The following is a 14,875-nucleotide window of genomic DNA, read 5'->3' as shown; positions in this document are numbered from 1 at the left end:
CCTTCCTTCATATCAAAAAATTCATAAAGGCTGTTGCCATACCGAAGTAAATCAGAATGGAAATCAAGTCATTCACAGTTGTGATGAATGGTCCTGAGGCAACAGCGGGGTCAATGTTCAAACGATGCATGATAAGGGGGACGAGAGATCCTGCGAGCGTTGCAACAATCAGCGTTAATAAAATGGACAAACCTACTAATAATCCTAAGAAAAAGTTTCCCTGCCATATATAAACGATAAGGGTAATCAGCACACCACAGGAAACTCCGGTGATCACACCTGTTCCTGCTTCTCTCATCATCATTTTCCATTTTCCTTGTTTCTCAATTTCTCCTGTAGCAATTCCACGGACAGCAACAGCAAGCGCCTGTGTACCCGTGTTTCCACCCATACCGGCAATCAGCGGAATAAAGATGGCCAGAATGGCAACTTTATCCAATGTTTCCTCAAACCGCCCGATCAGGCTGGCTGTTAAACTCCCTAAGAATAACAGGATCACCAGCCAGGGAAGCCTCTTTTTCGCAGAGGCAAAAGCATTATCATCCGGACTGTCCACATCAGAAATCGCAGCAAGTTTCGAGTAATCATCGCTGGCCTCTTCTTCCATGACGTCCATAATATCATCCACGGTAATGATTCCAAGCAGATGATCTTGAAAATCGACAACAGGCAGCGCGAGAAAGTCATAATCCCTGACCATCCGGGCTACCTCTTCCTGATCTTCCCCTACTGATACCGATACCACTCGTTCATTCATGACATCGGAAATCAGCCAGTCTTCTTCAGAAATAATCAAATCCCTCAACGAAATAACACCAACCAGCCTTTTATCTTCATCTATGACATACGTATAGTAAATCGTTTCGGCATCAGGGGCTTCTGTTCTCAAATGGACCATGGCTTCCTTGATCGTCATACCGGCCCTTACAACAACAAACTCCGTCGTCATGATAGACCCTGCGGTTTTCTCCTCATAATGGAGCAGGTCCTTGATTTCGTCCGCAGCTTCATCATCCATGATCGTCAAGAAGCTGGCTACTTTATCTTTATCTAACTCGTTGAATATATCAACGGCATCATCGGCAGACATTTCGGCGAACACCTGGGCGGCAAATCTTGGATCCATTTCTGAAAAGAAGGGTTCAATTTCCTCATAATCGATATGCTCCATCACATCTGCCACTTCTTCCGGTGACAAATAGGTATAGATCTGCATTCTTACATCCGCATCCAGATCCTCAAAAATCCGCGCCTGATCATAGGGATGCATCTCCAAAAATTCAGCACGGAACTGATCGATATGTTCATTGAACAGGGCATCTTTAATATTTGCCCAGACTTCTTTCCGCTCGTGGTCATCTAAGTGTTCCATAAGCAGCCCTCCCCCGTGTCTATTTCGTTTTTGACCGTTTAATCTTAATTGTGATTCATAGGTTTGTCAACGAATGTCACGCAACTTTTAAATTCAGCTTCCGTACCGTCTTTACGCCTATCCGTAGTGTAACAGAAAGGTCCTTCCGGGATGGAATAACAGGCGGCCATGTTTATTATTCATCCCCGTGGGAAAAATATCATTCAGATTCCTTCACGCGGCTGCAATTTCTGCCCTTTTAAAACTCCTGCAGCCCCTCATTCCAATTACAAAAGGAGCGTTATTATGACCTATGATGTGATCGGAGATGTCCACGGCTGTCTCCCAGAGCTTGTTCAACTGTTCGAGGAACTCGGTTACAACTGGAGCGACGGACTTCCCCTCCACCCGGATGGCCGTGTACCGGTATTTGTCGGAGATATCACGGACAGAGGGCCGGACTCTCTCGGGTGCATCCGGCTTGTGTACAGACTTGTCTATGAACAAAACGCCCTTTATGTCCCGGGAAATCACTGTAACAAATTGTACCGATTCTTTCTTGGAAACCCGGTCCAGGAAAAACACGGATTGGAAACGACCGCGGCGGAATACAGAAACCTGCCCGGGAAGGAGCAGCAAGTAGTGAAAAAGCAGTTTCTTCAGCTTTACGAAGAAGCTCCGCTGCATCTGATTCTGCAAGATACAGGAGCTGTCGTGGCTCATGCCGGTATTAAAGAGGAAGATATCGGAAGACAAAGCAGACGGATCGAAACATTCATTTTATATGGAGATATTACCGGGGAAAAACTCCCCGACGGACGCCCTGTAAGGAGAGACTGGGCTCAGGACTACAAGGGAAGCCGATGGATTGTTTATGGTCATACCCCTGTAAAAACGCCACGTTTTGTCAATAAGACCGTCAATATTGATACAGGATGTGTCTTTGGAGGAAAACTGACGGCTTTCAGGCTTCCGGAAGAAGAGGTGGTCAGTGTCTCCTCCTCGATGCCTTATATAGAAGAGAAATTTCGATACGATTGATGATATCCATCATAAGGTAAAAAAAGCTTGAGAACCCTAGGTCCTCAATCGAATAGATCCCACTCTCCAGGTGTTTCCGATACGAATGTCATCCTTTTCTTACTCCAGGGATGACGGAAGTTCAATTGGTAACAGTGCAGCGCCTGTCCCGGGATCCACGGGCAGGCGTTTCCACCATAGAGGGTATCCCCGGCAAGCGGATAACCCAGGTGTTCCAAGTGCACCCTGATTTGATGCGTCCGTCCTGTCATGAGCTGGAGGCGGAGCCATGTATACGCCCCGGTTCTTTTCTCCACTTCATAACGCGTCTCAGCCGGCCGTCCTTCCGGTGATGTTGTACGGCGGATAATCGACCCCTCCGCTCGTGCAATGGGCTGATTCACGATGCCTTGATCCGCTTGTACTCTTCCCTCCGCTACAGCTTTATACCGGCGGTCGATTTTCTTCATGCTCTGTGTGAGCAGACGATGGCTGTACGCGTGTTTAGCGGCCAGCATTAATCCGCTCGTGTCCTTGTCCAGCCGTGTGACGATGTGAACCGTGCACGGATAGTTTTCCTGGATGTATCGGTAAAGCAGGTAAGCCGCTACAGACGGTTCGTTTTTATCAAAAGCGGGGACCGAAAAAAGGCCGGCCGGTTTATTGATCACGAGTACATCCTCGTCTTCATACACAATGGAAAGCGGACCTTCCATCGGCTCAATGTGCCCGCGCTCCTCCTTTGGAAATTCCACTTCAAGGAGATCGCCGCTTCTCAGCGGCTGCCACATCTCCACCCGTTCACCATTGACAAAAACGCTGCCGCTGATCCGCACCTTTTTGATCAGCTGCCGGGAGAATTCTCCCGCTCCAAACAGGAAATCACGGCTTGAACAACCGGAATAAGCGGCGGTGATGGTCCACCGCTTTATCACTTTAGACGGAGTATTCATCCGCAACGAAGGAGTCATGCACGCGTTTCCAGAATGGGAATGGACGGAAGCGTGCGAACCGTACTTTTTCTTCAGCCACCCGGCACTGAATCGACTTCACGTCTTTATACGTTCTTGAAATGTGATCGATGGTGAACAGGAAGCTGCGGTCATGAAGCGGCTTGAACATACATGTATGATGGCTCGGCAGGATCAGGGGCGACCCGATCGTACGAAAAACCCGGTTGTTGATGGAGGCCATTTCGGCAATCTGGAAGGCCTCCAGTGATGGGTGCAGAATCGCTCCCCCGAGCGCCTTGTTGTAAGCCGTGCTTCCTGAGGGTGTGGATACACATAAGCCATCTCCACGGAAGGTTTCGAAATGATCGCCCTTAATTTCAATATCCATCACGACAGAACCTTCGGATGTTTTGATCGTGCATTCATTCAACGCAAGGTAACGGTCTTCTTCACTGCCATCTTTCGGGCGGATCGTCACCTCAAGGAGCGGATATTCCACTACTTGAAAAGGCGTTTTCGCTATTTCAATGATCAGTTTTTCAAGTTCTTCCGGCATCCAGTCAGCATAGAAACCAAGATGCCCGGTATGAATACCGATAAATGCGGTTTTATCCAAACGGTGGACATACGTATGGAAAGCTTCCAGAAGGGTCCCGTCCCCGCCTACGGATATGGCCAGTTCAGGCTCATCCTCATCATATTCCAGCTGGAATTCAGTTAAGTAATTCTTAATTTTTGAACGGATTTCGTTGGATTTCTGATCTCCCTTAGATAAGATCGAAAACTTCATCGTCGGCCACTCCTCTACATTTTTTTCGGGTTTTTCTTCTGTTCTTCTTTTCTTAAGAAAGCACGCTGGGCTTCCTGCACCTCATTTTTAATCTTGGACATTTCTTCATCTAATTGAAAGGCAGCTTCGCCTGCGCGCTTCAGACGGGATTTGATCTCTGCAGGTATCTTACCCGAATATTTGTAGTTTAACGAATGTTCATTGGTCGCCCAGAAATTCATCGCCAGGGTCCGGATCTGAACTTCAGCGAGCAGCCGCTTTTCCCCGTGAATGGTTTCAACAGGGTACTCGATAATCACGTGGAAGGAACGGTACCCGCTGTCTTTTTTTCTGGACACATAGTCCTTTTCCTCAACAATCCTAAAATCATGCCTGTTTCGCAGCATATTTACAACGGCGTAAATATCGTCTACAAACTGACAGACGACGCGCACACCAGCGATGTCCTGGATTTCCTCTTCAATGTTTTCAGGATTGATTCCTTTTCGTCTCGCTTTTTCCAATATACTTGTTTTCGGCTTAACGCGTCCGGTTACAAACTCTATCGGAGATTGTTCCTCCTCATATTCAAACTGCCGCCTCATGCCTTTCAGCTTTATTTTCAGCTCCTCAACTACCTGAGCATATGGGGCTATAAATATATCCCAATTCATTAAGCGTCCACCTTTATGTAACCAATCTTTATAGTAATTATGTGCGTTTTATCTTTCATTCATTGTATCATAAAGTTAGCCTGCTGAAGAAGCAGAGTGACCGAAGGAACTACAATACAGGAGGGGTTCTCATGACCCAGGAAATCGAAATTGAATTCAAGAACCTGCTGAAGGAAGAAGAATACAACCGGGTTTATCATTTTTTACCATTCAAATCAGTTGAACTTATCGAACAAACCAATTATTATTTTGAAACAGAAGATCTAAAACTGAAGCAGCACGGAGCGGCTTTGAGAATCCGCAAAAAAGCCGATCAGTGGACACTGACCTTGAAGCAGCCGCACCCGGAAGGTCTGCTTGAAACGCATGATTCCCTCACAGAGGAAGAAGCCAATTTATGGATACAGAACAAACGAGTGGAAAAAAGCCGGGTGTTCAAACAGCTGCGTGATCTCGGTATTGATCCGGACCATCTGCACTATTTAGGTTCGCTGACGACAAGGCGGAAAGAAGTGGAGTATAACGGCGCCCTTGTTGTCCTTGACCACAGCCTCTATTATGACAAGGAGGATTACGAGCTTGAGGTAGAAGCAGAAAGCAGAACGTCGGGAAAAGCCGTAATACAGGAAATTCTTGAGTCCTGCAATATTCCTGAGCGGGAAACAGATAATAAGATCAAACGTTTCTACAACGCCAAGCTCGAATCAGAATAGTTGCTGTCAGACAACCCTCATTGCTAAAATGTTGAACAGACAAGGATGGGATGCTATGCAGCGAAATCAATCGTTTTACGATGCCGTCGGAAAAGAAAAAATCGACGAACTGGTGGAAGCCTTCTACAAGAGAGTCCAGCAGCACCCGGATTTGATTCCGATATTCCCGGATGATTTTACAGAAACCATCCGAAAACAGAAACAATTTTTAACACAGTTTTTCGGAGGCCCTCCCCTCTATGTGGAAGAGCACGGCCATCCGATGCTGCGGGCCAGGCACCTTCCCTTTGAAATCACTCCTGCCCGGAGAGATGCATGGTTGTCCTGCATGTCCGGAGCTATGACAGAAGTGGATTTGGAGGAGCCTTACCGCTCTGCCATGTTCGACCGGCTCGTGAAAACGGCCAACCATATGATGAATACACCTGAGGATGAGAAAGGAGAATAGTTGTGGGTTGGAAAAGTTTAGATCGTGATCTACAGACAAACGGAACATCAAGCGGCTTTTTTAATTTATTGAAACGCCCTATAGAGATATACGTCTTCATCGACCCGCTTTGTCCAGAATGCTGGTCACTTGAACCCTTTCTTAAAAAGCTCACGATCGAATATGGACGCTTCTTTACCATCCGCCCGGTCATAAGCGGGAATCTTACTTCCTTACAGGAGAGTTACGGCAGAAAAGCCGAAAATCTGAAAAAAGAATGGGACCACACCGGTTCCAGAACAGGCATGTGCTGTGATGGGGATGTATGGCTTGAAAATCCTGTTGCCTCCCCGCTTGCGACTTCATTGGCTGTTAAAGCCGCTGAACTGCAGGGAAAAAAAGCAGGCATGCGCTTCCTTCGTAAGATCCAGGAATACGTATTTCTGGAAAAGAAGGACATTTCCAATGAAGAAGTCCTTATTGAATGCGCAGAAAACAGCCGTCTGGATGTTGCTGAGTTCAAACGGGATCTTCATTCTGATGCAGCCCGCCGCGCTCTTCAGTGCGACATGAAGCTTGCTGGTGAGATGGAAGTGGATTCTACTCCGACCATCGTCATTTTCAATGAATCAGAAGAAGACGCCGGATTAAAAGTGACCGGCCTGTATTCGTACGATGTTTATGTGAAAGTGTTGAAAGAAATGCTGCAGAAGGATCCTAAGCCGGGGGTCAAACCCGATTTAGAGGATTTCTTACAGCACTATCGCTTTGTAGCCAATAAGGAAATTGCCGTCGTTTATGACTGGACGGAACAAGAAGCTAAACACGAAATGAAGAAGCTCGTCCTAAAACAGAAAGTACGCGAAGTCCCTGTGAAACACGGGGCTTTCTGGAAATATATCGGTTCATAAAAAAGGCTCCCGGAGAGGGAGCTTTTTTTATGGCCTGATCATGACGAATTCGCCTTGATCATACATTTTTATAAAGGGGGACTGGTCATGAAAATATGGTTGACGCTGTCTGCGCTGGCTGTCCTGTTCATGCTCTTACTTTTCCACTTGTTTGCTCTGATGCATCTCTACCCTCTCTACATCACTTCCCCTCTCTTGTTTACAGCCATTTTCCTCATTGTGTCGGCAGCCTCCTACAAAAAAACATTCAAAGGCTTTCATTAACCCTGTTTCACGCTTCACACTCGTACGGTCGGCAGGTTAAAAAATTTTTCCCCTTACCGCAAGGGCATGAGCATTCCGAAAAAAAAAAGCTTGTAGAAAAACACAAAGTTTCTCTACAAGCTTTTTCCTTATTTTTTGAGAAGCTGCTCCATTTCATTGAGTTTTTCCTCAAAGACATCCAGGGCAGACGAAATCGGATCTTTCGATGTCATATCAACACCGGCCTGCTTCAGCACTTCAATCGGGTAATCACTGCTTCCAGCTTTCAGGAAATTCTTATAACGTTCGACAGCAGGGCTGCCTTCTTCAAGAATCTGTCCAGCCAGAGCCTGTGCGGCTGCATAGCCCGTCGCATATTGATAGACGTAATAGCCCATATAGAAGTGTGGGATTCTCGCCCACTCCAGACCGATTTTTTCATCAATGACAATGTTTTCTCCGAAGTATTTTTTGTTCAGATCATAGTAGATTTCGGTCAGCTTCTCAGCTGTCAGCGCTTCCCCATTCTGGGCCTGCATATGAATCGTGTGCTCAAATTCTGCAAACATCGTCTGACGGAAAACTGTGCCCCGGAAACCTTCCAGGAAATTGTTCAACAGATACAGCTTTTCTTTATCACTGTTCGTATGCTTAGTCATGTACTCATTCAGAAGAGCCTCATTGCACGTAGACGCAACTTCAGCCACGAAGATGGAATAGTTTCCATAACGGTACGGCTGATTCTCGTGCGTATAATAGCTGTGCAGGGAATGTCCGAGTTCATGGGCAAGTGTAAACAAATTGTTTACGTTATCCTGCCAGTTCATTAAAATATACGGATTTGTGCCATAATGGCCGGAAGAGTAAGCACCACTGCGCTTCCCTTTGTTTTCGACGACATCGATCCAGCGGTTTTCAAACCCTTCCTTCACAGTGTTTACGTATTCCTCTCCAAGAGGCTCCAGACCTTTCAAAACAAGATCTTTGGCTTCCTCATATGGAATATCCATCTCCGCTTCTTTGACCAGCGGCGTGTAAAGGTCGTACATATGGACTTCATCAAGATTCAATACTTCTTTTCTCAGTTCGACATAGCGGTGAAGCAGCGGTAGACGGTCCGTGACTGCTTCAATCAGGTTATCGTAGACGGATTCCGGAATATTGTTGTTATCCAGCTTCGCCTGTCTTGCACGGTCATATTTCCTGACCTGGGCATTGAAATTGTTCTTTTTCACATGCCCGCTCAGCGTGGAGGCGAATGTATTTTTAAATGCTCCGAACGTATCATACATCGCATCAAAGGCCGCTTTCCGCACATCCCTGTCATCCGATTTCAGGAAGTTGATATAACGGCCGTGGGTGAGATCCACCTCTTCCCCTTGTTCATTCTTAATGGATGGGAAAGTAAGATCCGCATTATTCAACGCCCCGAAGGTCTGGGATGGACTTGCTCCAATTTCAGAAAAGCCTGCAAGGAGTTTCTCTTCCTTCTCACTTAAAACATGGGCACGCTGACGGGTAATCTCATCCAGCGTATGCTCATACAGCTTCAGAGGCTCGTGCTCATTAAGAAAGGCCTGCACCTTTCCTTCCGGCAGGGCTAGAATCTCCGGCACGATAAAGCTCATTGCGGAAGCGATTTTCGTATAGAGATTTTCCGCTTTCGCATTCATTTCCTGATAATAGGCGTTCGTTGTATCCTGATCGTTGCGCATATGCGCATACGTGAACAACAGCCCGATTTTATTGGATATTTTATCCTGGAAAGATAAAAGCTCATATAATTGTTCAGCAGATTCACCGATGCGGCCCTGATATTTCTCCATTTCAGGAAGCATGGCTTTCGTTTCTTCAAGATCTTTATACCAGTCTTCATCTGCAGCATACATGGCTTCAAGGTTCCATGTTTTTTCTACAGGGACTTCTTCTCGTTTTGGCAGTTGTTTAGTAGATGACATCTGCATCCTCCTTTATTTCATTCCTCATCCTCATTCACTTCTCGATAAAAGAAAAAATACCTCCCCGCTGCTACATGATCTTTAAATTTTTCAGCTTGGCCAGCGTGGTCCGGTCATCCAGAAAGGCTTCCTCCATAGTAGCCGGGAAAGCAACCTCCCTGGTTTTCACCCACTTATTGTTCCCTGTTTTTTTCAGGATATTTAAGAGGCTGAGCAGCTCCGCATACTCCGATACAGGATCAGGCATGTATTGATTAATTGTAACCGGAACTTCCATTTTCGGGAATTCCACCACTGAACCGATGGGGACCGGCGTAAAATGGTCTAATAAAAGCCTTGTCTGCCATATGTAAGGCTTTACACTCAACTGCACCTGACTCTCTACGGGAAGGTAACACACGCTTGGAATGAGGGAAAAGTGATACCCCTTCAAGTATAGATACTGCCGGAACTGCTTCTCCTTACTGCCCGGCTCCCGGCGGTATGTTGACCGGTTATTATGCCAGGATTTTTTCCAGTGATGGAAAATGGATGGGAGTACGGCTTTCCGGCCGTGGGAGAAAATTTGAGGAAACGTGCTTTGCGGTAAGAAAAAGGGGTGAAACGAACCGGTAACAGAGGCTGGGGACAACCAGCGGAGACCGGATGCTGTCGTCATCGTCTTTTTGCGTGGGTGAAGGAAGAAGAGTTGATAACAAGAGGACCATTGGTATAAGAAGGATTGAAGAAAGGAATTAAATTGGAGAATATGAGGGCCTTTCTTTTTCCAGTGCCTCGGTCCAAGGATCCATAAAGGAAAGATCCCATGGTCCACGTACCCTTTTGTACGCTTCCATATGTCTGTAACTGGTATCGTAGAGCACTGATACTCTACGGCGACCTGCCGCTTAGAACCGTAAATGTAGACATCTGGCTGCTGTTGAATACCGGGAAGGTAACTTTCCAGTTCTACCTGATAACCCTGGGCTCTGAACCATTGGTATATCAGCCACTTTCCAGCTTCATGCTCCTCTGATTCCCCGCCTTTTATCGAGGGACAGCGACTGTCCGGGAGATGAGCAAAGTGCGGGATCACTTTGGGTCCCGACCGGATCCGGACAGGCTCCCGGCAGGATGGACAATAATAAGCGCGCTCTTTCAATCGGGAAATATCGGAGAAGGATTTTTGATAGATGGACTGAAGCTGCTCTTGATCATTAAGAGCATACAGCATAAAGCATCACCTCTCCCCAATATTCGACATCCGGTCATTATCTCCTGCCTGCAAAAAAAATAAGCACACGATGGTGTGTGCTTGTTTATATTAATCAAGTGGGAAGTATTGTCTGATCTGCTGCAGGGCCTGCTCTTCAAAGATGACTTTCCCATACTCCTCAAGACGATAAACTGTCAAGGATGATTCGTGAGCATATTCCATCAGCTGGCTCAGCGTATTTTCCTGTTCGTCATCATTCATACGTTCATCATCGAACTGAATATACAGATAGTAACGGTCTTCGAAGTGGAATAAGCGCTGTTCCATTGATTCAGGAATAGATAGATAATGGCTGAGCTGGATAATATCTTCAAACTCATTGAATTTCAAGGTGAAAGTCAAGGAACCTTCCGACTCTTCTTCTCCATCTTCCTCAGACTGCTTATAATCTCCAGATGTCTGGTATTTATCATCCAGGAGGGATTCAAGTTTTTCATCCAGTGGAACATCGACACCCTTACCTTCATCATTCGGCAGTTCAAGCTTTTGACCATCCTGGGATACTTGAGCTTTTGTAACAATCACTTCCAGACCTTTGTCCATAGCCTGGACTTGGATCCAAAGCGGTCCGTCCGCCTGAAAGTTCTCCTTATCGTTCACTTCATCCATCATTTCCCAGAAAAGCTGTTCACTTCTTTCCCGGTTATACCAGATTTCTTCTCGATCAAAACCTCTTTGCTCTACATCCTGATATGTTACGTAAAATTTTACGGTATTCTCATTAATGCGTTCGATTTCCATACGTTTCTCTCCCTTCTAAACATGTTTTAAGGGGGAAGGGAATACTCACCCTTTGTGCTTCTTCCTAGACCCTTACCCTTCAGGCCTGAACTTCAACCGTAATAATGTGCCATGTAAGGGTTGATGTGATTCTATTGTATGACAGCTGAAGCAAAATGAAAAACAAATTGCTCGAATTCAGCATAGAGCTGTCCGCGTTCTGAATAGATTAGAACAGAGCCTGTAGTGAAGCGGGTTGATTTTTCATTTTAGCTTATTACCATTGGTTTGTCACTACGTAGCAGGAGGATTTTTCTCATGAACTGGGACCTACTTGAACCACTCTTCATCATTATCAGCATCGACATTATTCTCGGCGGTGATAATGCGGTTGTCATCGCTCTGGCCAGCCGGAACCTGCCTCCGGAACAAAGGAATAAAGCAATCTTCTTCGGAACAGGGCTTGCTATTGCTGCAAGGGTCCTGTTAACGGTGGTTGCTCTTTATCTTCTCCAAATTCCCTTTCTTCAATTAATCGGAGGGCTGCTTCTTTTTTACATTGCCTTCAAACTGCTGACGGATACCGAGGAAACCGACCACATCAAGGCGGGTGACAGTCTTGCGGCGGCGGTAAAAACGATTGTGTTTGCTGATATCGTCATGGGCTTTGATAATGTCCTGGCCATTGCAGGCGCTTCCCACAATAATATTCTGCTGGTTATTATCGGGCTGCTCGTTTCCGTTCCTATCATTGTGTGGGGAAGCCGGATCATTCTTCATATGATGGACAAGTTTCCCCTGCTCATTTATTTCGGGGCCGGAATTTTAGCTTATACAGCTGCAGAAATGGTGAAAGAGGATCGATACATGATGCAGTATATGGAAGAGTTTCCATATATCCATCAATGGTTTGCTGTAATTATGGTCATTATCATTATTACTTTAGGGTATTGGATAAATAAACGAAAAGGAACGGCGATTTGACAATATTCAAGCCTAAAATAAAAACTGCGGCAGCTTAGGCTGTCGCAGTTTTTATTTTGTATTAATTAACGAGACGTTGAGCTTCTTTCAACTGGAATGTACGCACACTGCGCGGAAGGAAACGACGGATTTCGTCCTCGTTATAACCGACCTGCAGACGCTTATCATCAATGATGATCGGGCGGCGCAGTAATCCCGGGTTTTCCTGGATCAAATCAAACAGATCCTGCATTGGGAGCTGATCGAAATCAACTTTCAACTTCTGGAAAACTTTAGAGCGCGTAGAGATGATTTCTTCCGTTCCATCCTCAGTCATACGGAGGATTTCCTTGATTTCATCCAATGTAAGCGGCTCAGAAAAGATATTTCGTTCCGTATAAGGGATGTTATGCTCTTCCAACCAAGCTTTCGCCTTTCGACATGATGTACAACTTGGTGAGGTATAAAGTGTAACCATACAGAAACTTCACTCCTCAAATATTTTATGGTAGAGATTCAATTGCTTCTTTTTTTATAATCAGTACAATCTGTACTATGGTTCTACTATAACACAGTTGTCAAGTTTTTTCTATATCTATACGAACATATGTTATGAAAAAGCAATCATTTTCTGGTTCTTATACCCTTATACCACTTGTACATAGAGGTTAAACATCATTTCGGCATTTTTTCTTTCCGTCTAGTTTATCAACTACTATGCAGTCATTGAAAATACCCGCCGGTAATCCAGCGGGTATTTCCCTTATGTCTGACGGGTTTTCCCGAGTTCGTCCAAAATATCCTCGGTGTCCCTTTTCTCGTCGTGGGTCAGCACTTCCTCTACCGGCTGATACGACTTTCCATAAAATTGTTCATCCTTATACGTATGGATTTCTGTGTACATTTTCTTCATCTGCTCGAAAATCTGCTCTTCCGATGCATCATCCGGTGACCAGTATAAAATCTCCATACTGTTCATTTCATTCGTTACAACAGAACGGCGGGTATATCCAATGGATTGGGCATGTGTAAAACCTTCCCTTTGATAAAAGCGGAGACGCGCCTCCGTATCAGAGTCTTCATAATCCACAGGTTCTACTTCAAGGATGATGGGTTTACCTTTGGCCTTCATCTTTTCAATGAGCTTATGACCGAGTCCCTGCCCCCGCGCAGCGGTGGAAACGTATACATAATCGATGAAAAGAAAGCTGTCGAATTCAGCATACATCAGGACATGGTATTCCCCCTCATCTTTATAGTAGACATCGCTTTTTTCCTTTAATAAAGCTTCCATGTGTTCTTTTGACTTCATTTCCTCAACCGGGAAATATTCGTTCAGCTTTTCATACCAATTCATTGATCTACTCCCTTATCATTAGTCCCTTTCATTATAGCGAAAATTCCCAACCTTGTTAAATGCCCCGCTGTACAACCATTGGTGCACTTAGGCTTTACTTTCATTACTTACGTTATTCCCGGCGTTCACGGCCACTAACCTTGAAAATGCAGGCCGCCTTCTGCTGCTTAAATAAAAAAGACTGGGGAGACCCCGGTCTTTTTTATTCATTCATCGGTGTGTAGTCGACACCTTTCGTATAGTTATTCCCCGCATTCCATAGAAGGAACTCATCAATGCCGTTTTCATTCAAGGCTCTGATCTGTGCCTCTACTTCAGCTTTGCCATACTGTTTCGTCGGTCCGGAATACAACCAAGGGGCTTCAAAATCCTGAAGCCATGGACGGGAGGTCGGAGCTGGATCCAGCTTACCGAGAACTTCATTCTCCACTTTGGCGTATTCATTAATCAACTTATACGGTTCAGCATCCGGTTTGGATATACCAAAGTACGGACCCCAGTGACTTGGGTAGATCATCGATGAAATAACATCGACGTTGGAAGATATTTTTGAGAAGTTCTGTCCGATGTTTGGAGCTTCTTCGATGGTGGCTGAATATCCAAATATATCCACAGACACATCGACACCGTAATATTCCAGCTCTCCACGGGCGAATTCTACAAAGTCGGTGACAGCCTGAACACGCTTCTGCACGTTATCCAGATCCATATCCGCATATTTCCCCTGCCCGTAATCCAGCTGGTCATCCCGGCTTCCAAAACCTTCAGGGAAACGGACGTAATCATATTGGATCTCTTCAAAGCCCATCTCTGCTGCTTTTTTAGCCAGCTCTACGTTATATTCCCATACTTCTTCCATAAATGGGTTCACAAACGCTTCTCCTTTGCCGTTTTTCCACACCTGACCATTTTGTGTAAAGGACAGATCAGGACGTTTCTCCGCCAGCATACTGTCTTTGAACACAACGACACGGGCAATCGGATAAATGCCTTTTTCCTCAAGTTCCTTCAGCATCTGCACAGGATCATCAATAAAAGATTCAGCCACATCAGCGTATGGCGAGCCTTCTTCAGGCTGGAACGTGATGTTTCCATTATCCTCTTTGATATCGATGACCATTGCATTCAGTTCCGTGTCTTCCACCAGCTGCGTCAACTCTGCCATCTTAGCACCGCCCGCGGAAGGACCCGTAACGTAAATGCCACGAACCGCATCCGGATATTCAAAGCTTAAACCGGAGTTGTATGTAAACCTTGCGGCCGGACTTGGAACAGCCAGCTCCTTTAAGCCAATCTGCTTTTTCGTAAGCGTACCGGCATCTTTTCCATCTGCTGCTTCTGCATTATGTACTGGAATCATCATGCCCACAAGAAGTATACCTGTGAAAATCATGGTCCAGAGACTTCTTTTCCCCATTTCATCCTACTCCTATCCTATTATGTCTCTTATTCATTATAAAAGAGGAAGCTTCATTATAACAATAATGATATGAACTTTCCTGAAAAATTTGGAAGATTGCTCCCTTTTTCCTATATGCGTAAACACGCATGAAAAAGACTC

The 14,875-nt window shown here is 45.5% G+C and carries 16 protein-coding genes; 6 read left to right on the top strand and 10 right to left on the bottom strand.

Annotation, left to right across the window (positions count from 1 at the left end):
• Window positions 1-7: 7 nt before the first annotated feature.
• Window positions 8-1,372, bottom strand: coding sequence for a magnesium transporter (gene mgtE / locus H615_RS0101775; RefSeq protein ID WP_027953550.1), 1,365 nt, complete (start codon window positions 1,370-1,372; stop codon window positions 8-10).
• A gap of 285 nt (window positions 1,373-1,657) precedes the next feature.
• Here mgtE and prpE point away from each other — a divergent pair, with 285 nt between their 5' ends.
• Window positions 1,658-2,392: a bis(5'-nucleosyl)-tetraphosphatase PrpE gene (gene prpE / locus H615_RS0101770; protein ID WP_027953549.1), complete on the top strand. Its 735-nt coding sequence runs from the start codon at window positions 1,658-1,660 to the stop codon at window positions 2,390-2,392.
• 44 nt (window positions 2,393-2,436) lie between these two features.
• On the opposite strand, the gene H615_RS0101765 is transcribed toward prpE, so the two are convergent.
• From H615_RS0101765 to yjbM, 3 genes are read right to left on the bottom strand one after another with little or no spacing between them, the layout of a single operon-like run.
• Window positions 2,437-3,342, bottom strand: coding sequence for an RluA family pseudouridine synthase (locus H615_RS0101765; protein ID WP_244877711.1), 906 nt, complete (start codon window positions 3,340-3,342; stop codon window positions 2,437-2,439).
• Entirely contained in the window at window positions 3,308-4,114 is an 807-nt protein-coding gene (locus tag H615_RS0101760) for an NAD kinase (RefSeq protein WP_027953547.1), read from the bottom strand. The genes H615_RS0101765 and H615_RS0101760 overlap by 35 nt, the downstream gene beginning before the upstream one ends.
• A gap of 14 nt (window positions 4,115-4,128) precedes the next feature.
• Window positions 4,129-4,767: a GTP diphosphokinase gene (gene yjbM / locus H615_RS0101755; RefSeq protein WP_027953546.1), complete on the bottom strand. Its 639-nt coding sequence runs from the start codon at window positions 4,765-4,767 to the stop codon at window positions 4,129-4,131.
• A 131-nt stretch (window positions 4,768-4,898) separates the two neighbouring features.
• On the opposite strand from yjbM, the gene H615_RS0101750 reads away from it, so the two are divergent.
• The 4 genes from H615_RS0101750 to H615_RS22225 all read left to right on the top strand — a co-directional run bounded on the left by H615_RS0101750 (window position 4,899) and on the right by H615_RS22225 (window position 7,082).
• The gene (locus tag H615_RS0101750; protein WP_027953545.1) at window positions 4,899-5,480 is read left to right on the top strand and encodes a CYTH domain-containing protein; all 582 of its coding nucleotides are present in this window, start codon (window positions 4,899-4,901) and stop codon (window positions 5,478-5,480) included.
• Window positions 5,481-5,535: 55 nt separating this feature from the next.
• The gene (locus H615_RS0101745) at window positions 5,536-5,928 is read left to right on the top strand and encodes a globin domain-containing protein (protein WP_027953544.1); all 393 of its coding nucleotides are present in this window, start codon (window positions 5,536-5,538) and stop codon (window positions 5,926-5,928) included.
• Between the two features lie 2 nt (window positions 5,929-5,930).
• The gene (locus H615_RS0101740) at window positions 5,931-6,818 is read left to right on the top strand and encodes a ClpXP adapter SpxH family protein (protein WP_027953543.1); all 888 of its coding nucleotides are present in this window, start codon (window positions 5,931-5,933) and stop codon (window positions 6,816-6,818) included.
• A gap of 87 nt (window positions 6,819-6,905) precedes the next feature.
• Window positions 6,906-7,082: a hypothetical protein gene (locus H615_RS22225; RefSeq protein WP_035531133.1), complete on the top strand. Its 177-nt coding sequence runs from the start codon at window positions 6,906-6,908 to the stop codon at window positions 7,080-7,082.
• Window positions 7,083-7,210: 128 nt separating this feature from the next.
• On the opposite strand, the gene pepF is transcribed toward H615_RS22225, so the two are convergent.
• The 3 genes from pepF to mecA all read right to left on the bottom strand — a co-directional run bounded on the left by pepF (window position 7,211) and on the right by mecA (window position 11,015).
• Entirely contained in the window at window positions 7,211-9,019 is a 1,809-nt protein-coding gene (pepF, locus tag H615_RS0101730; protein ID WP_027953542.1) for an oligoendopeptidase F, read from the bottom strand.
• 70 nt (window positions 9,020-9,089) lie between these two features.
• A complete protein-coding gene (locus H615_RS0101725) occupies window positions 9,090-10,232 on the bottom strand; it encodes a competence protein CoiA (protein ID WP_027953541.1) in 1,143 nt (380 codons plus the stop codon).
• A 90-nt stretch (window positions 10,233-10,322) separates the two neighbouring features.
• A complete protein-coding gene (gene mecA, locus H615_RS0101720; RefSeq protein ID WP_027953540.1) occupies window positions 10,323-11,015 on the bottom strand; it encodes an adaptor protein MecA in 693 nt (230 codons plus the stop codon).
• 297 nt (window positions 11,016-11,312) lie between these two features.
• Here mecA and H615_RS0101715 point away from each other — a divergent pair, with 297 nt between their 5' ends.
• Complete coding sequence (locus H615_RS0101715; RefSeq protein WP_027953539.1) at window positions 11,313-11,978, top strand: TerC family protein; 666 nt, start codon at window positions 11,313-11,315, stop codon at window positions 11,976-11,978.
• Window positions 11,979-12,039: 61 nt separating this feature from the next.
• Here the strand turns inward: H615_RS0101715 and spxA are convergent, their stop codons facing one another.
• The 3 genes from spxA to H615_RS0101700 form a co-directional block, all read right to left on the bottom strand.
• Window positions 12,040-12,435, bottom strand: a complete 396-nt coding sequence (gene spxA / locus H615_RS0101710) for a transcriptional regulator SpxA (RefSeq protein ID WP_027953538.1) — start codon at window positions 12,433-12,435, stop codon at window positions 12,040-12,042.
• A gap of 285 nt (window positions 12,436-12,720) precedes the next feature.
• Window positions 12,721-13,314 carry a GNAT family N-acetyltransferase gene (locus H615_RS0101705; RefSeq protein WP_027953537.1) on the bottom strand — a complete coding sequence of 198 codons (594 nt, stop codon included), beginning with the start codon at window positions 13,312-13,314 and terminating at the stop codon, window positions 12,721-12,723.
• 202 nt (window positions 13,315-13,516) lie between these two features.
• Window positions 13,517-14,731 (bottom strand): putative glycoside hydrolase, encoded by a 1,215-nt coding sequence (locus tag H615_RS0101700; RefSeq protein ID WP_027953536.1) that lies wholly within the window; start codon window positions 14,729-14,731, stop codon window positions 13,517-13,519.
• Window positions 14,732-14,875: the final 144 nt, after the last annotated feature.

Source organism: Halobacillus kuroshimensis DSM 18393, assembly GCF_000425705.1.
GTDB lineage: Bacteria > Bacillota > Bacilli > Bacillales > Halobacillaceae > Halobacillus > Halobacillus kuroshimensis.
The sequence above is the reverse complement of the archived record's forward strand: the minus strand, read 5'-3'. Positions and strand labels throughout refer to the sequence as shown.